Origin of the sequence: Azospirillum sp. A1-3, from assembly GCF_023806445.1 — a bacterium.
Lineage (GTDB): Bacteria > Pseudomonadota > Alphaproteobacteria > Azospirillales > Azospirillaceae > Azospirillum.
Genome location: NZ_JAMSLU010000002.1, coordinates 252,185 through 269,015, shown reverse-complemented (window position 1 = coordinate 269,015; position 16,831 = coordinate 252,185). Strand labels below are relative to the sequence as shown.

Sequence of the window (16,831 nt, the reverse complement as noted above, 5' to 3'; positions counted from 1 at the left end):
CTGATGGCGCCGTGCCGGCTGCCGGCACGGCGCGGGAACGGGAGGGAGGTGACGGAGGTGCCGATGAGTGACGACATCATCCTGGAAGCGCGCAACCTGACGAAGGAGTTTAAGGGGTTCATGGCGGTGAAGGAGGTGAACCTGCAGGTTCGCCGCGGCACCATCCATGCGCTGATCGGCCCGAACGGCGCCGGCAAGAGCACGGTGTTTAACCTGCTGACCAAGTTCCTAACGCCCACGCGCGGCCAGATCCTCTACAAGGGCCGCGACATCACCCGCACCAAGCCGGCCGACATCGCGCTGATGGGGCTGGTGCGCTCCTTCCAGATCTCGGCGGTCTTCCCGCATCTCAGCGTGCTGGAGAATGTCCGCGTCGCGCTCCAGCGGCCGCTCGGCACCAGCTTCCATTTCTGGAAGTCCGAGTCGTCGCTCTACGACCTGCACGACCGGGCGCTGGAACTGATCGAGGCGGTCAACCTCACCCCCTGGGCCGGCCACACCGCCGCCGAGCTGCCCTATGGCCGCAAGCGCGCGCTGGAGATCGCCACCACCCTGGCGCTCGACCCGGAGGTGATGCTGCTCGACGAGCCGCTGGCCGGCATGGGCCATGAGGACATCGAAGGCACCGCCGCGCTGATCAAGCGGGTCGCCGCCGACCGCACCGTGCTGATGGTGGAGCACAACCTGTCGGTCGTCGCCCACCTGTCGGACACCATCACCGTGCTGCGCCGCGGCGAAATCCTGGCGGAGGGGCCGTACGAGGTCGTCTCCAAGGACCCGCAGGTGATGGAAGCTTATATGGGGACCGGACATGCCTGACGGGATGCACACCAAAACCGCCATGCTGGAGATCGCCGACCTGCACGGCTACTACGGCGAAAGCCATGTGCTGCACGGCGTCAGCCTGGAGGTGCGCCAGGGCGAGGTGGTGACGCTGCTGGGCCGCAACGGCGCCGGCAAGACCTCCACCATGCGCGCCATCATGGGGATCATGGGCAAGCGCACCGGCTCCATCCGCTTCCAGGGCACCGAGCTGATCGGCATGGCCCAGCACAAGATCCCCCGCCTTGGCATCGGCTATGTGCCGGAGGAGCGCGGCATCTTCTCCTCGCTCAGCGTGGACGAGAACCTGACGCTGCCGCCGGTGGTCAAGGAGGGCGGCATGACGGTGCCGCAGATCTACGACCTGTTCCCCAACCTGAAGGGCCGCGGCTCGACGCAAGGAACACGCCTGTCGGGCGGCGAGCAGCAGATGCTGGCGATTGCCCGCATCCTGCGCACCGGCGCCACCCTGATCCTGCTGGATGAGCCGACCGAGGGTCTGGCCCCGGTCATCATCGAGCAGATCGGCGTCGCCGTGCGGGCGCTCAAGGCACGCGGCTTCACCATCGTGCTGGTGGAACAGAACTTCCGCTTCGCCGCCACCATCGCCGACCGCCATTACGTGATGGAGGAGGGCCATGTGGTGGACATGATCCCCAACGACCAGCTCGACGCCAACATGGACAAGCTCCACACCTATCTCGGCGTGTGAGCGGGAGAGAGACGCCCGATGTCCCAACTGCTCGGCATTCCGCCGCAAGTCCTGTTCGGCCAGCTTCTGCTCGGCCTGATCAATGGTTCCTTCTATGCGCTGCTCAGCCTCGGGCTGGCGGTGATCTTCGGCATGTTGAACGTCATCAACTTCGCCCATGGCGCGCTCTACATGGTCGGCGCCTTCGTGGCGTGGCTGCTGCTGACCTCTGTTGGGGTCGGTTACTGGGGCGCGCTGGTGCTGGCCCCGCTGGTGGTCGGGCTGCTCGGCATCGTGCTGGAGAAGACGATGCTGTCGCGGCTCTACAAGCTCGACCATCTCTATGGCCTGCTGCTGACCTTCGGTCTGGCGCTGATCCTGGAAGGGGCGTTCCGCCATCAGTACGGCGTCTCCGGCCAGCCCTATCCGATTCCCGCAGCCCTTCAGGGCGGACAGAATCTGGGCTTCATGTTCCTGCCCAACTACCGCGCCTGGGTCGTCATCGCTTCGCTGACCATCTGTTTCGGCACCTGGTTCGCCATCGAGCGGACCAAGCTGGGCGCCTATCTGCGCGCGGCGACGGAGAACCCGACGCTGGTGCAGGCCTTCGGCATCAACGTGCCGGTGATGGTGTCGCTGACCTACGGCTTCGGCGTGGCGCTGGCCGGTCTGGCCGGCGTGCTGGCGGCACCGATCTATCAGGTGTCGCCGCTGATGGGGACCAACCTGATCATCATCGTCTTCGCCGTGGTGGTGATCGGCGGCATGGGATCGATCCTTGGCGCCATCGTCACCGGCCTCGGGCTGGGGCTGCTGGAGGGGTTGACCAAGGTCTTCTATCCCGAAGCGTCCAACATCGTCGTGTTCGTCGTGATGGCGATCGTCCTTCTCATCAAGCCCGCGGGCCTCTTCGGACGGGAGCGTTGATCCAATGACCGTCGCCAGCAATTCCACCCGCGTCGCGGTTCGAGGTCCGGCCATCGGCACGATGCTGATCGCCGCCGTCCTGCTGCTGCTCGCGCTTGCGGCACCCTATGTCCTGTATCCCGTGTTCCTGATGAAGGTGCTGTGCTTCGCACTGTTCGCCTGCGCCTTCAACCTGCTGATCGGCTTCGCCGGCCTGCTCAGCTTCGGCCATGCCGCCTTCTTCGGCGGGGCAGCCTACATCGCCGCGCATGTGGTGAAGGAATGGGGCTGGGCGCCGGAGTTCGGGCTGCTTGCCGCCACCGTGGTGGCCGGGCTGCTGGGGCTGGTCTTCGGCCTGATCGCCATCCGCCGGCAGGGCATCTATTTCGCCATGATCACGCTGGCGCTGTCGCAGATGGTGTTCTTCCTGGCGCTGCAGCTGCCCTTCACCCATGGCGAGGACGGCATCCAGGGCGTGCCGCGCGGCCTGCTGTTCGGGCTGTTCGACCTCAGCCAGCCGCTGACCATGTACTACGCCGTGCTAGCGATCTTTGTCGCCGGCTTCGCCCTGATCTGGCGAACGGTGCATTCGCCCTTCGGCCAGGTGCTGAAGGCGATCCGCGAGAACGAGCCGCGCGCGGTGTCGCTCGGCTACCGCACCGACCGCTACAAGCTGGTGGCCTTCGTGCTGTCGGCCTCGCTGGCCGGGCTGGCCGGCGGGACCAAGGCGCTGGTGTTCCAGCTTGCCAGCCTGACCGACGTGACGTGGCAGATGTCGGGCGAGGTGGTGCTGATGACGCTCTTGGGCGGCATGGGCACGCTGTTCGGGCCGGTGGTCGGTGCCGGGCTGGTGGTGACGCTGGAAAGCTACCTCGCCGCCACCAGCCTGCCGGTGCCGGTTGTCATCGGCTGCATCTTCGTCGTCTGCGTCCTGCTCTTCCGCCGCGGCATCGTCGGCGAGCTGTTGGCCCGGTTCAAAAACCGGCCGAAATGAACGGCTCCGTCAGATGCCGCGCCACGCCTGGGCTGGCCGACGGATAGGGTGTTCCCGATCGGGCTGTGACGCCCGCGGCCGACACACATCGCACAACGCCGATCCGGCCGGCGCCGGTTGCCGTAGCCGCGGTTTACGGGACGATGCCCGCCCCGGCGTTCAGGGCACCCTCACCGTCATCTGCGCCGGTTCCATCACGCTAATCTCGCTCAGCCAGTTGCACAGCAGCTTGCAACCGCAGTCCAGCGCCAGCAGGCCGCCCACGGTGACGGTCTTCGCGCCGGGTGTCTAGGGCGTGGCTGTGGCGGGGATGCAGGGAGCGGGCGTCGGCGTGCCGAACGCCGCCATCGTCGTGGCGATCCTCGGGATTGGCGTCGCTGGAGCAAAGGCCGAACGGCAGCGCATTTAGCAGCGGCGTGTGGTCCATGATGCTCGCGGCCGGCAGGACGCCGACGGTCACGCGGTTGGTCGGCTACACGACGAAGGACAAGGGCACGGCGTCGAAACTGCATTTCAGCGTGGCGCCGGAGGTTACCTGAGGTGTGGACATGGTCGTCTTTGCTCCTTCCCGATCCGCCGTCAGCCGCCGAAGGAGCGGCGATCCTCGTACAGTTCGATTTTTATGCCCTCCAGCAGATTGAGAGCTTGTTCGTGACGGGCGCGTCCTGGCCGGTGCTGGGCGGGATGCTACTTTAAGATGAACAGGGGTGTTGCGCCGGGTGGCCCATCTGGTAGGGCTGTGAGCGTCGTCAACAGCCTCGGGTCAGCAGTCTATGGGCAGCGCCGTTCGTCCCGCAAGCACCACGCCCGCCTCCTGGGACGCGTTCTCGAATGTCGATGCCTTTGTGGATGAGGTGCTGACGGAGTTGACAACCATGGCGGCGGAGAGGACGCGGACAACACGATCCGGCTCGAAGCCAGCGCTTGCCGGCGCCACCTTGCGCAAGGCGATCATGGCGGTGTGGTGCGTGTGCTTCTGCGGCATGCAATGGCGGGCCATCGGCCAGCTCTCCGGCATCCCCTTCGGCACACTGTACACTCTGTTTGCCCGCTGGACCCGATTGGGGCTATGGCGCCGTTTGCTCGACCGGCTACGCCGCACTTGGCGGCAGGCCTGCGGCGATACGGCCGAGCCGAGCACGGTGGTGATCGACAGCCGAACCTGCCCGTCGGCCCCGAGCTGCTTCGCGCGGGGCGTGGACGGCGGCAAGAAGATCCGCGGCGTGAAGGTCCATATTGCCGTCGAGAAGTACGGCATTCCGCTGGCGATCGATGCAGCGCCGGCCAATGTGCACGACACCAAGGGCATCGTCCCGGTCCTGCGGGAGATCGCTGGCCGCGGTTTCCAGGGCCCGGCCATTGGCGACCTCGGCTATCGTGGCCAGCGCCTGGCCAAAGCCGGGGAGGCGCTTGGCATCACCATTCAGCCGATCGCCCGAGGCCGCAACGGCGTGTTCATTCCCACCGAAATAGCCTGGGTCGTGGAGCGCTCGTTTGGATGGCTAAGCCGCTACCGACGATTGAACACCGTTGTCGAGCGGACAAAGGAGCACCTCGTCGCTTTCATCGAGATCGCCTTCATTTCGATCCTCTCACGCCGCCTGCAGCGGCTCGTCACCCAGGCCACCCGATCGTGTCCCTGGCCGTGGTGTAGGAGCGGAGAGGCGCTCATGGTCTCCGGGTGGTCTGGCCGGGATTGTCAGGCGGCCACAGCGGGCAGGCTGACGAGGGGATCATCGCCGAGTGGGGCGATGGTTTCCAGCGTCATGTAGCGCGCCCTCTGGACAGCCCATTCGTCGTTCTGTTCCAAGAGGATGGCACCAATGAGGCGCGTAATCGCCTCCTCGTTCGGAAATATGCCGACAACCTCGGTGCGTCGCTTGATCTCGCCGTTGAGACGTTCAATCGGGTTTGTCGAGTGGAGCTTGGCCCGATGCTCCTTGGGAAAGGTCATGAAGGCCAGGACGTCTTCCTCCGCCTCGTCCATCAGGTCGGCTAGCTTCGGCAGCTTTGGACGGACCTGATCAGCCACTTGCCGCCACTGCGTTCGGGCGGATGCCGCATCGTCCTGTGCGAAAGCAGTGGCGATGAAGGCCGCCACGACGCGCCGGCCGCTTTTGCCGGCATGGGCAAGCGCGGTCCTGGAGAAATGCACCCGGCACCTTTGCCACGTCGCCTGGAAGACGCGGGTGACCGCCGCCTTGATGCCGCCATGGGCGTCGGAGATCACCAGCTTGACGCCGCTCAGCCCCCGGCGTTTTAGCTTGCGCAGGAACTCGATCCAGAAGGTCTCGGCCTCCGACGGGCCGATGTCCATGCCCAGGACCTCGCGGCGGCCGTCGGTGTTGACCGCCACCGCGATGGTGACGGCCACCGAGACGATGCGCCCGTTCTGGCGGACCTTCACGTAGGTGGCGTCCAGCCACAGGTAGGGCCAATCGCCTTCGATGGGACGGCCAAGAAAGGTCTTCACCCGTTCGTCGATCTCCTCGCACAGCCGGCTGACCTGGCTCTTGGAGATGCCCGACATCCCCATGGCCTGGACCAGATCGTCGACCGAGCGGGTCGAGATGCCCTGGATGTAGGCCTCCTGGATCACCGCGGTGAGCGCCTTCTCGGCCATCCGCCGCGGCTCCAAAAAGCCGGGGAAGTAAGACCCCTTGCGCAGCTTGGGAATGCGCAACTCAACAGTGCCGGCGCGGGTCTCCCAGTCGCGATCCCGGTAGCCGTTACGCTGGACGAGCCGCTCGGCAGACCGCTCGCCATGACCGGCCCCGGTCAGGCCCTGCACCTCCAGTTCCATCAGCCGTTCGGCGGCGAAGCCGATCATCTCACGCAGAACATCGGCATCCGCGCCCTTCTCAAGCATCGCGCGAAGCGCCATCATCTCGTCGGTCATCGTGGTCACCCTCGGTCGAGGTTGTGTTGTGGTGACCAGACTCTACCGAAGAACCACGATGACCGCCCGCTGTGGATAACCGGCCCGCCTACGCCAGCCATGGGAGGGCGCTGCGGCGGGCCGGTTCCCCACAGCTCCTACACCACCCCGTGGGGCACGACCGGCCACCCCCGTATGACGTCCACGAACAACCACTGAGTTCCCTCGTGCAGGGGCACCGGCGAGTAGATGAATATAGGAGGCAATTCGGCGGGTTCCGTTGCAAAGCACGCCCGCAAACTTTGCAACGGAACCGACGAAGGCCAGTGTGCGGGCCGCCAAGGCGATCGGCAAGCAGCCGGGCAACCCGGGGCTGATCGCCAAGGACCCGCTCGCCCGGCGCCGTGTGGCCCGCGCCCGGGACGACCGGCTCAGCGAGCGGGTCGCTGCAGGCGCCGGGGAGTTTCTCCCGGTCGTCGAGCGGCTGCGGCCGGCGCACCCTTGGGACCGTGTCGTCGACGTGCTTAACAACGCGGTGAAGAAGCGCCCGGGCGACAACCCGGCCCCCTGGACGCGCGACGCGCTGATCCGGGCCGTCCGCCGCCTGGTCGGCGACGGCCTTGCTGATCCGGGCCTGTTGAAGCCCGCACCACGGCGCTCCAAGAAGGCGGTGGCGCAGGACAGGCGGCTGGTGGAGCTGGTTGCGACCATCCACAACGCGGCCGATGGAGAGAAGCCGACGCTCGCCCGCATCGGCCGCCAGTTGGAGCGTCAGGGCATCCCGACCAAAACCGGCGCCCGGACCTGGGCGCCATCGAGCGTCAAAGCCCTCCTCGACCGGGCCCGAGAGCAGGGCTTGCTTCACCCTCCCGAGGACAAGACCTGACACTTGGCCAATCCGTAGAGGCTCCCGCCCCCCGACGTGACGGAATCAGGGCGATCCGGACACAGGCACGCGGGTCAGGGCAGCGCTTTACCGATTGAGCCACCACCGTCGACAAACAGCGTCTGCCCGGTGATGTAGCTGGCCTCTTCGGAGAGGAGAAAAGCGATCGCCGCTGCAATCTCGTCCGGCTGTCCGAGGCGCTTCATGGGAATGAGCGAGAGGAAGCGGCGCTCCGCCTCGCTGCCGGCCGGGGTATTCTGGCGGAAAAGCTCGGTCTCGGTCGGGCCGGGCGCCACTGCGTTGACGGTGATGCCGGTCTCGGCCAATTCCAGTGCCCAGGTGCGGGTGAAGCTGCCGACCGCCGCCTTTGCCGCGGCGTATGCGGTGCGCTGGGCGACGCCGAGCACGGTCAGGCTGGACAGGTTGACGATGCGGCCCCAGCCCTTGGCGCGCAGCGTCGGCAGCAGCGCCTGCACGGTCAGAAGCGTCGGGTGCAGGTTGACGCGAAGGATCTCATCCACGTCGGTCAGTTCGATGGAGCCGAGCTGGTGCAACCGGACCAGGCCGACGTTGTTGACCACGCCGTCGAAGGAGAATCGCTCGGCCAGTTCGGCGAGCGCCGCGGCCGCGCGTTGGCTGTCGCTGAGGTCGATGGACACCAGCGTTCCGGGAAAGCTCGGGTCGCTGCCCCGGGCGATACCGACGACCCGATGCCCGTTGGCGGCAAGGCGTGTGGCCAGAGCCCGCCCAATGCCCTTGGTGGCACCGGTGACGAGAAAGGTCCGCTGAATCATGGTGTTCGATCTTTCATGTTGTGCCGCCACGGTGCGCGCCTTCACGGCCCGTGGCGTGACCCGGCCGGCGGCAATTCGCCGCCAAGGGTGCTTTCAGGTTGGTGGATGCCCTGTCCGCGTCAGTCACGGCAGGGGCTTCAACAGGTGGCCCTGGGATGGTTGCCTGACCGGGACTCTGTTCTGTTCCGGGATGCCGGCGCTCCGCGGCTTCTTGCTTCGGTCAGCGCGCCCAGGGTGATGCGAGGATGACGCTGCACATATCCACCCGCTGGAACGCCGAATCCTTCGCCGCCAGGAAATCGTCGTTGAAGGTACCGAAGGTGCTGTTGGGGCGGTGCTTCATGCCCTCATAGAAAGCGTCGATGATCCCGTGCTTGAAGTCGGCTTCGCGGGGGAAGGCTGCGATGACGGCGTCACGTTCGTCATCCGTAAACTGGTCGTAGCCGCGGCCGGCAACGTCCATACCGGCGCCCGCCTGCACCAGCGCGATCTCCGGACGCATGAATTCCGGGATGCCGGGCGTCGTGTGAAGGGCAACGGCGTTCCAAACCGTTTCGATGTCACCGTCCGAAATCCCCTGCGCCCGCAGGAAATCCCGCGCGGCGTTGGCGCCGTCCACTTCGAACCGCAGCTGGCTGTTCTTGTAGGTCGCGGTGAGGCCGATGTCATGGAACATGGAGGCCGTATAGAGCAGCTCCGGATCGAAACTCATGTGCCGTCGCGTTCCCGCGATGGCTCCCCAGAAATAAACCCGGACCGAATGATGGAAGAGCAGATCGCTCTCCGTGTCCCGGATGAACCGGGTCACCTCACGGGCCAGTTTGCTGTCGGGAATTCTCACATCCGAAATGTCATTGGCCACCATGGTCTGTACTCCTTCCCAAGCTGGGCCTTGCATCGGAGTCGTGGCGTGTTCAGCTCTCCAGAACGGCCTGCGGCGTGTTGCGGAAGCTGATGGCCATGCGATTGTAGCTGTTCATCAGGCTGATCGCGATCGTCAGGTCGACGAGCTGTTTCTCGTCGAACACCTCCCGTGCAGCGTTGTAGGCGTCGTCCGGAACGCCGGTCTCGGCAACGAGCGTCACGTTCTCGGCCCAGGCCAGGGCGGCGCGCTCGGTCCGGCTGAAGAGAGGACCGCCTTCCTTCCAGGCCTGCACCAGCGCGAGCTTCTCGACCTTCACGCCTCTTTTGATGAGTTCGCGCGTGTGCATGTCGAGGCAGAAGGCACAGTTGTTGATCTGTGAAACCCGCAGATAGACGAGATCCACCAGCTCTCCGGGCAGACCGCTCTGCATGACATAGCCATAGACACCACCCAGCGCCTTTGCGCCGTTGGGGGCGATTTGATTGTAGTCGAGCCTGTTGGTCATTGGTCAGGTTCCTTCTTTCACTTGACGGGGAAGGTGAGCTTGTTCTCGCCGGAATCGACGACAAAGACGGCAAGCAGCTTCGCCGGCGTGGTCTTGCTGGCGTTGCGGCTGACGGAATGGACCGCGCCCGGCGCTTCGGACCAGCCCTCACCCGCCTTGTAGAGGCGGGTTTCACCGACGTTCACCCTCGACTCGATCTCGCCGGACAGCACGTAGGCGTAGATGAAGGCGGACTTCGCGTGGGTGTGCGGCAGGGAAGCGGCACCGGGCGCGTACTCCACTTCGACCACGCGGAGCGACTTGCCCGGAATGTTGGCAATGGCCTGATCGAACTTGGCCGTCACCGTTTCGGTTTGAGTGTCGTGAGCCGGGGCAGGACCGGCGAAGGTCGCAACGAGCACGGCCATGACAGCAGGGGCAATGATGCGGTTCTTCATGGGCTTTCTCCTGTGACGCATCTGAAGATGCGGCTTTTCTGAGCCAGCAAAAAGGCCCAAGAACGTGATGAAATCATGTACCATGACGGCATGAACAAGCCGCTCGACCTGACTCTCGACCGTTCGGCCAAGGCCTCCCTGTCGGAGCAGATCCGGAGGGGGGTTGCCAAAGCCATCGAAGACGGCGTGCTGGAACCCGGCGCACGGCTGCCGTCCTGGCAGGATCTTGCGGCCCAGCTCGGCGTTGCGCGCGGAACGGTGCGGACCGCCTACGAGAATCTCGCCGCCGCCCAGCTGATCGAAGCCTCGCGCGCCATGGGCACGCGCGTCGCCCAACGCCCGCGCACCGCCACAAGGCGCGAACCGCCGCCGGACGCAGGGTCGTTCCTGGAGACCTACCTGGAAATGACGCGGGGGCCTGCGTTCTTTCAGATGGGCGTGCCGGCGGCCGAGACCTTTCCGGCAACCTTGTTCGCGCGCATTCGCGCGAATGCCATCCGTGCCGAGGCGAGCGTTCCCCCGTCATATCCCGACCCCCGCGGCGAGCATGAGTTGAGGCGGGAGATCGCCGCCTATCTGGCCGTCGCTCGCGGCATCAGCTGCTCGCCGTCGCAGGTCATCGTCACCGGGGGGTTCGGCGCAGGACTGGGGCTGGGTCTCAGCGTGCTCGGCTTGGGTGGGCAGTCGGCCTGGTTCGAAAACCCAGGCTTTCCATGGACGAGGAAAGGGCTTGAACTCGCAGGTTTGGCGGTGGTCCCGATTCCTGTCGATGCGGACGGAATCGACGTCGATCATGGGCTGCGGCATCATCCCGACGCGAAGCTCATCGTCGTGACCCCCGGACAGCAGGCGCCGCTCGGGTCGACCTTGTCGCTGGAGCGGCGCCTTCGCCTCCTTGAATGGGCGGACGCGAACCGGGTCTGGGTGATCGAGGACGATTATCTGAGCGAACTGCAATTGGCGGGAAGGGCGGCACCGGCGCTCGCCTCGCTCGATCGGGGCGGGCGCGTCATCCACATCGGCTCGTTCAGCAAGACGATCAGCCCGACCCTCCGATTGGGCTTCGTGGTCGCCCCGGTCGCGTTGGTCTCCCGCTTCGCCGAGGTGGCGGCATGCCTGGCACCGCCGCCTGGACCCGCGGTACAAATCGCGACCGCCGAGTTCATCCGCGAAGGACATTACATGCGCCACCTCCGGCGCACTAAGCGCGCCTATGCGGCCAAGCGGCAGGCGGTTCTGGATTGTCTTCACGCCTCCGTCGGCGCGGAGCTTGTTGCCGCTCCCGGTTTGGCGGTGCTGCTCAGATTGCCGAAGGGAACGCCGGATGTCGCCATCGCGCGCGAAGCCTTGACGTTCGGCATGTTTCCCGCACCGCTTTCGCCCTGGTATGCGCCGCCGGACGACGCCGTGTCCGGGCTTCTGCTGGGTGTCGCCACGGCACCGACCAAAAATCTTGCTCGATCCTGCGACCGGCTCCTGGAAACGGTCCGGCGGTTCAAGTGAGGAGATGGACGCTCCGGAGCGAGTACAGAAGGCCCGCGCCCCGGCACCACAAGCCCCGGGCCCGTCCGGCTGTGGTTGGGCAAAAGAAAGCTGAACGGCGGCGCCGACTGGGACCAGTGCCGCCGTTCAGGTGGATGGCCTGGGCGGATCTCGGAAAGCCGATCAGGTCGGCCACGCCGAATTGAGGATCATCGAACAGAAGTTCGTCCGCTGGAATCCCGGCTTCTTCAGCGCGAGAACATCCGCCTTTACATTGCCGAAGGTGGTCTGAGGTTTCCTGGTGATGCCCTGGGCGAAGTGATCGATGATGTTTTCCTTGAAGTCGGCGTCGCGCGGATGATGGGCGCAGACGTGATGGCGTTGCTCATGCGTGAAATCGTGATAGGCGATCCCCAGCACGTCCATCTCCACACCGGCCGTCACCAGGGCGACCGTGGGCCGCATGTGCTCGGGGATGCCCGGCGTGGTGTGGAGCGCGATCGCAGTCCAGACATCCTCGATGTCGCGTTCGGCGACGCCATACCCCTTGAGGAATTCGCGGGCTGCATTCGCACCGTCGACTTCGAACCGGAGATCGGTGCTCGAATAGCGGTCGGTCAGCCCCATATCGTGGAACATCGCGCCCACATAGAGCAGTTCGGCGTCGTAGGCTAGTCCACGGCGGTTGCCGGTGAGCGACCCCCAGAGGAACACCCGCCGGCTGTGATTGTACAGCAGGTCATCCTCCGTATCGCGGACAAGCTGGGTCGCCGCGCGGGCAATCTCACTGTCGGGAATGGTGATTCCGGCGATGACTTCGGACATGATTGCACTCCATGAAAGGAATTTGGATTTCCTCGCTGTGTATTCACATGCGGAGGACTTTACCGTTACGATCGAGAGGGCGGCTCATGCCGGATGAGAATACAGTCAACGGCGCGACCGCCGATTTACTTCTGCCAATCATGGCTCGACACCGCAATGCCGGCTGACCTATAGATCAGGACAATGGCACGTCGGTTCGTGCCAGTAACGACTGGAGCGGCGGTGGCTGTTCAAAAGGTTGCGATCGTGATCCATGAGGGCGTCCAGGCGCTGGACGTCGCCGGACCCATCGACGTTTTCGCTGAAGCCAACACTTACGTTCCGGTCGGGGACCGGTACGAAACGGTCCTCATCGCCGCCGACCGGAAGCCGTTGCGCGCATCGAACCGGATGCAGATGCTGGCGGACATGAGCTTCGAGGACGTATCCGGGGGCTTCGACATCCTGCTGGTCGCTGGCGGACCCCATTTGCCCGACGCCGGTCCGGACGCGCGGCTTACCGATTGGCTCCGCTCGGCACCGGAGCGGGCGGAGGTCTATGGCTCCATCTGCACGGGAGCATTCGCGCTCGGCTGTGCCGGGCTGCTCGACGGTCACACTGTGACCACCCACTGGCAGAATGCGCAGGCACTCGCCGAGCACTTTCCTGCCGCCAAGGTGGAGCCGGACCGCATTTATGTTCGTGATGGGCGGCTGGTCACATCCGCCGGCGTGACCGCAGGCATCGATCTCGCACTGGCGCTCGTGGCCCAGCGCCACGGGGTCGGCGTTGCCCTAACGGTCGCGAAACGGCTGGTGGTGGTGGCCCAACGCCAAGGAGGGCAGTCGCAGTTCAGCCCCTATCTGACTGTGCCGGCCGACCCGGCGTCGGTCAGCGCGCGCATCCGGGACCATGTCATGGCCAACCTGGGGAAGCGCCATACGCTTCAGTCGCTCGCCGACAAGGTGGGCATGAGTTCCCGCAATCTTGCCCGCCACTTCGTGCAGGAAACCGGCATCACGCCGCACGACTTCGTCCAGGGCGCCCGGATCGACGCCGCCCGCATGCTGCTGGAGGCAACCGACAGCCCGCTCAAGGCGGTGGCGCACGACTGCGGCTTCGGCACGGCTGACCGGATGCGCATCGTGTTCAGCGAAAATCTTGGAGTCTCGCCCGCCCAATACCGGGCAAGCTTTCGCCGGGGACAATAAGGGGTTCCCCCGCTGTCGCCGCGGCATCCAGGATGGCCGCCTCGCCCCATCATCCCATGGATCAGGAGGCTGTCGTTGTGCGAAAACGCTTCCGGTAGTCAGCCGGAGTGGTGCCGAGAGTGCGGACGAATACACGCCTCATGGTACCGGCGTCACCGAAACCGCAAATGTAGGCGATTCGCTGAAGCGGCGTGGAGGTATCGACCAGCATCCGGCGTGCCGCGTCGAGCCGCGCGGCTTCAACGAACTCAGCAGGCGGGTGACCGACGTCGCGCTTGAACACCCGGGCAAAATTCCGCGGACTCATACCGGCGTGGGCGGCCAAGGCGTCCACGGACAAATCGCCGGAAAGGTTGTCCAGCACATACTCCTGGATCTTCTGGATTCCGGTCCGGCTCGATGCTTGTGCAGCGAGATGGGCGCTGAATTGCGACTGCCCGCCGGGCCGCTTCAGGAACATCACCATGTAGCGGGCGACCAGCAGGGCCAGATCCCGCCCGTGATCCTCCTCCAGGAGGGACAGCGCCAGGTCGATGCCCGACGTGACGCCGGCGGCAGTACAGACCTTGCCGTCGCGAATGAAGATCTGGTCCGGATCAACGGTCAGGGCTGGAAAATCGGTGCGAAGCTTGTCGGCGCATTCCCAATGGGTGGTGACGCGCCGGCCATCCAGCAGCCCGGTCGCTGCCAGAAGGAACACCCCCGTGCAGATCGAGCCGTAGCGGCGGGCTTGCGGCGCGCGACGCCTGAGCCAGTCAATCACCGCCGGATCGACGGCCTTGAACGACGGGTCACCGGCGATCAGCAACGTGTCGATCGGCTGATCCGGATCGTGGATGGAACGATCGGCCAGGAACCGCAGGCTGCCGGTCCCGCAAACCGGCCCCTCCGCAGTGCCCATCACCTGCACCTCGTAGGCATTCGGATCACCGAGACGGCGCGCCGCCTCCCAGAACACCTCCGCCGGACCCACCACATCCAGCGCCTGAACCCCGGGAGGGGCGAGAAGCACAATTCGCATGAAGAATGCTCGTCCTGCAGTCGGGCGGCCGAATTGTCCCGGCCGCCCGATCGTATTCGGTTATGCCAATTATCGGGCAAGGGCAGGGCTGCGGAGCGTGGTGACGCGAAGCAGCGGATTACCGGCGTCCAACCGGCCCAGCGCCCGAAGCAGTCCGCAACTGATTGCCGGCTCGCACAGCACGACGGGTAGATAGGCGGCGGCGAAAACCACCCAGTCCACGAACGGCGTTGCCTCCTCGCCCAACATCAGCCAGAAGCCGACCATGGCGACCACACCGCTGTAGTAGACGGCATCGAAGCGCAGGACCGACGCCCAGCGGATCGAGGTCAACCCGCCGGATTCCAGCAGGCGCTTTCCGCCCATGGTGTGAGCGGCGACCAGCGGCACCATCAGCGACAGCGAGTTCACGGCGAGATGCACAAGATCCTGGGGTTCGAAAAGCAGTCCCTGCAGCGCAAGGCCGATGCCGAACCCGAACAGCGTCGCCCGGAAGCCGAAGACGAAATAGATGGCGGAGGCGCCGATGAAGTGCAGCTCCGATGGACCAACCGGCTGATGCCAGACCTCCATGAGGACCGAGAAGAAGGCGGCCGCCAGGAGTGCTTTGATCCATTCCTGCGGTCGGCGCAGGAAGGCCGGAACATGCGTGGCGAGAAGGCTGAGTACGGCGGCATCGGCGCCGACGATCTTGGCGGCGGACAGCATGCCGGGTTCGATATGCATGGACGTCTCCCGATGTCTGGATGGGGGATTCAGGCGGATTGCGTGTCAGCGGGCGCGAGGGCTGCGGCCATGCGGGCCGACAGCTCGTCCAGCGTGGCGAGGCCGGATTGGAGGATTGTCGCCTCCAGGGCGCTCAACCACTGGTCATAGTAGTTCCACGAGGGGGCGTCGGCGGACTGCACCCGTTCCCAGTCGCCGATGGCGGCGATCAGGTTTTGGCGGAAATCCTCCCATTCGAAATGACCGTCCCGCGCCAGGGCGAGCGCCACCCCGAAGGCCGACCGCTCCCACTCCTCCGCAAAACAGAGAGAGCCGTTGGTACGGGGTGGGGAGTCCTCGGCCCCGACCATGCTGGTCAGGGCGAAATGTTCGAAGCGGGTCAACATGCCCGTTTCTCCTGCCAGTTCGGGGGTCAGGGGGACGTCGCCACCGCCACGCCCATCATGGCTTCCGGTGTGACCAGGGCGGCGAGTTCGCTTTCGCTCATGCCCTCGGTCCCGGCGGGGCGTTCGGGAATGACGAACCAGCGGATCTGCGCGCTGCTGTCCCAGACCTTGACCTCCGTGCTTTCGGGAACAGCCAGCCCGAACTCCTTCAGCACGGCACGCGGCTCGCGAGCAGCGCGGCTGCGGAAGGTCGGATCCTTGTACCAGTAGGGTGGCAGCCCCAGCACCGGCCAGGGGTAGCAGGAGCAGAGCGTGCAAATGACCAGATTGTGAACGCCCTCGCCATTCGCCACGGCGCGCATGTGTTCACCCTCGGCACCAGCCATGCCTTCCGGCAGGTCCGTCATCTCGGCGATGGCAGCCGGCGCATCCTCGATCAGCCGCTTTTTGAAGGCCGGATCGACCCACGCCCGGGCAACGATCCTGGCGCCGTTGAACGGACCCATCTTCGTCTCGAAAACATCCAGCACCGTGTCTACGGTCTTACTGGTAATGATGCCCTTTTCGATGAGCAGTGCTTCGAGGGCGCGGACGCGCGCGGCGCTCCGGGCTTCGCGGTCATCGGGATGGTGGAAACGATCGGTCATTCTCGACGACTCCGGTCAGGCGGCAGGTTTGGCGACATAGGCGGCATAAAGATCGGCGTAAAGCGTGACGTTCGGCTCCGTGTTGCCGGGCCACAGCTCCTCGGCCTCGAAGCGCACGCAATAGACCGCCATCGGTGCGCCGACGCCGTCGGTCCCGGTATCGGTCAGATAGCCGTAGGCTCCCGGATAGACCGTCTCGACCACGCCGCTGTGGTTTCGCAAAAAGCCGGGCAGGCGGGTGTGGTCGACCGTCGGCACATTCCTGACGGTAACGGTATCGCCTTCCTGGAAGTCGGGCCCGACCGCGACGTCGCGCTTTGGCGAGTCCCCTTCTGCCAGATAGCGTTCGACGCGCCGGTCGATCTCCGGCGCGCCGCCCTGCGGCAGCGGCTTGTCCGGTTCGGCAAGATACTCGGCCGTGCGTGCGTCCAGCTCCTCGACCGTGATGTAGCCGTTGTCGATCAGGTAGCCGCAAATGCCGCCAAGCCACTTCTCGTAGTACCGGTACTTGAAGTAATCGAAGGGGTTCAGGCCTTCCGCGCCGGTGCGCAGATGAGCCCAGGTCCAAACGGTGTGAAAAGCGCTCGGCGTGGTGCGGAAGGGCAACTGCGGGCTGAGCGCCATCATGGCCGTGTGAATGCCGAAGATGCGCTTTTCCCACTCCTCCACGAACACACGTGTTTCGACCGTGATGGGGCCCAAGCCTTCCAGGCCCCCGAGATAATGTTGTAGCTTCATTGGGCTGTTCCTGAGATGGGGAACGGAATCGGAAACA

20 protein-coding genes are annotated in these 16,831 nt (G+C 65.3%); 9 read left to right on the top strand and 11 right to left on the bottom strand.

Going from position 1 to position 16,831, the window contains the following annotated elements:
* Positions 1-63 precede the first annotated feature (63 nt).
* The 6 genes from M5E06_RS14615 (at position 64) to M5E06_RS14590 (ending at position 5,185) form a co-directional block, all read left to right on the top strand.
* On the top strand, positions 64-819 hold the full coding sequence (locus tag M5E06_RS14615; protein WP_252138776.1) for an ABC transporter ATP-binding protein: 756 nt from the start codon (positions 64-66) through the stop codon (positions 817-819).
* Complete coding sequence (locus tag M5E06_RS14610; RefSeq protein ID WP_252138775.1) at positions 812-1,534, top strand: ABC transporter ATP-binding protein; 723 nt, start codon at positions 812-814, stop codon at positions 1,532-1,534. The genes M5E06_RS14615 and M5E06_RS14610 overlap by 8 nt, the downstream gene beginning before the upstream one ends.
* A gap of 18 nt (positions 1,535-1,552) precedes the next feature.
* Entirely contained in the window at positions 1,553-2,440 is an 888-nt protein-coding gene (locus tag M5E06_RS14605; RefSeq protein ID WP_252138774.1) for a branched-chain amino acid ABC transporter permease, read from the top strand.
* A gap of 61 nt (positions 2,441-2,501) precedes the next feature.
* Positions 2,502-3,413, top strand: a complete 912-nt coding sequence (locus tag M5E06_RS14600) for a branched-chain amino acid ABC transporter permease (protein ID WP_252139351.1) — start codon at positions 2,502-2,504, stop codon at positions 3,411-3,413.
* A 368-nt stretch (positions 3,414-3,781) separates the two neighbouring features.
* Positions 3,782-3,952, top strand: a complete 171-nt coding sequence (locus M5E06_RS14595; protein WP_252138773.1) for a hypothetical protein — start codon at positions 3,782-3,784, stop codon at positions 3,950-3,952.
* A gap of 234 nt (positions 3,953-4,186) precedes the next feature.
* On the top strand, positions 4,187-5,185 hold the full coding sequence (locus tag M5E06_RS14590) for an IS5 family transposase (RefSeq protein ID WP_252138772.1): 999 nt from the start codon (positions 4,187-4,189) through the stop codon (positions 5,183-5,185).
* On the opposite strand, the gene M5E06_RS14585 is transcribed toward M5E06_RS14590, so the two are convergent.
* A complete protein-coding gene (locus tag M5E06_RS14585; RefSeq protein WP_252136941.1) occupies positions 5,113-6,312 on the bottom strand; it encodes an IS256 family transposase in 1,200 nt (399 codons plus the stop codon). The two genes, M5E06_RS14590 and M5E06_RS14585, sit on opposite strands and share 73 nt — an antisense overlap.
* A gap of 259 nt (positions 6,313-6,571) precedes the next feature.
* On the opposite strand from M5E06_RS14585, the gene M5E06_RS14580 reads away from it, so the two are divergent.
* A complete protein-coding gene (locus M5E06_RS14580) occupies positions 6,572-7,177 on the top strand; it encodes a hypothetical protein (RefSeq protein ID WP_252138771.1) in 606 nt (201 codons plus the stop codon).
* Between the two features lie 74 nt (positions 7,178-7,251).
* Here M5E06_RS14580 and M5E06_RS14575 read toward each other — a convergent pair whose 3' ends face one another.
* The 4 genes from M5E06_RS14575 to M5E06_RS14560 form a co-directional block, all read right to left on the bottom strand.
* A complete protein-coding gene (locus M5E06_RS14575) occupies positions 7,252-7,971 on the bottom strand; it encodes an SDR family oxidoreductase (protein WP_109075382.1) in 720 nt (239 codons plus the stop codon).
* A 220-nt stretch (positions 7,972-8,191) separates the two neighbouring features.
* Positions 8,192-8,836: an HD domain-containing protein gene (locus tag M5E06_RS14570; protein ID WP_252138770.1), complete on the bottom strand. Its 645-nt coding sequence runs from the start codon at positions 8,834-8,836 to the stop codon at positions 8,192-8,194.
* A gap of 49 nt (positions 8,837-8,885) precedes the next feature.
* Positions 8,886-9,341, bottom strand: coding sequence for a carboxymuconolactone decarboxylase family protein (locus M5E06_RS14565; RefSeq protein WP_252138769.1), 456 nt, complete (start codon positions 9,339-9,341; stop codon positions 8,886-8,888).
* A gap of 17 nt (positions 9,342-9,358) precedes the next feature.
* Positions 9,359-9,778, bottom strand: coding sequence for a cupin domain-containing protein (locus M5E06_RS14560; protein WP_252138768.1), 420 nt, complete (start codon positions 9,776-9,778; stop codon positions 9,359-9,361).
* Between the two features lie 75 nt (positions 9,779-9,853).
* Here M5E06_RS14560 and pdxR point away from each other — a divergent pair, with 75 nt between their 5' ends.
* Positions 9,854-11,281: a MocR-like pyridoxine biosynthesis transcription factor PdxR gene (gene pdxR / locus M5E06_RS14555; RefSeq protein WP_252138767.1), complete on the top strand. Its 1,428-nt coding sequence runs from the start codon at positions 9,854-9,856 to the stop codon at positions 11,279-11,281.
* 162 nt (positions 11,282-11,443) lie between these two features.
* On the opposite strand, the gene M5E06_RS14550 is transcribed toward pdxR, so the two are convergent.
* Positions 11,444-12,085: an HD domain-containing protein gene (locus M5E06_RS14550; protein WP_252138766.1), complete on the bottom strand. Its 642-nt coding sequence runs from the start codon at positions 12,083-12,085 to the stop codon at positions 11,444-11,446.
* A gap of 222 nt (positions 12,086-12,307) precedes the next feature.
* On the opposite strand from M5E06_RS14550, the gene M5E06_RS14545 reads away from it, so the two are divergent.
* Positions 12,308-13,276, top strand: a complete 969-nt coding sequence (locus M5E06_RS14545; protein ID WP_252138765.1) for a GlxA family transcriptional regulator — start codon at positions 12,308-12,310, stop codon at positions 13,274-13,276.
* A gap of 61 nt (positions 13,277-13,337) precedes the next feature.
* Here the strand turns inward: M5E06_RS14545 and M5E06_RS14540 are convergent, their stop codons facing one another.
* The 5 genes from M5E06_RS14540 to nthB form a co-directional block, all read right to left on the bottom strand.
* Positions 13,338-14,297 carry a GlxA family transcriptional regulator gene (locus M5E06_RS14540; RefSeq protein WP_252138764.1) on the bottom strand — a complete coding sequence of 320 codons (960 nt, stop codon included), beginning with the start codon at positions 14,295-14,297 and terminating at the stop codon, positions 13,338-13,340.
* A gap of 69 nt (positions 14,298-14,366) precedes the next feature.
* Positions 14,367-15,023, bottom strand: coding sequence for an energy-coupling factor ABC transporter permease (locus tag M5E06_RS14535; RefSeq protein WP_252138763.1), 657 nt, complete (start codon positions 15,021-15,023; stop codon positions 14,367-14,369).
* Between the two features lie 29 nt (positions 15,024-15,052).
* A complete protein-coding gene (locus tag M5E06_RS14530; protein WP_252138762.1) occupies positions 15,053-15,409 on the bottom strand; it encodes a nitrile hydratase accessory protein in 357 nt (118 codons plus the stop codon).
* A gap of 26 nt (positions 15,410-15,435) precedes the next feature.
* Entirely contained in the window at positions 15,436-16,056 is a 621-nt protein-coding gene (gene nthA / locus M5E06_RS14525) for a nitrile hydratase subunit alpha (RefSeq protein ID WP_149272633.1), read from the bottom strand.
* Between the two features lie 15 nt (positions 16,057-16,071).
* Positions 16,072-16,794, bottom strand: coding sequence for a nitrile hydratase subunit beta (gene nthB, locus M5E06_RS14520; protein WP_252138761.1), 723 nt, complete (start codon positions 16,792-16,794; stop codon positions 16,072-16,074).
* Positions 16,795-16,831 lie beyond the last annotated feature (37 nt).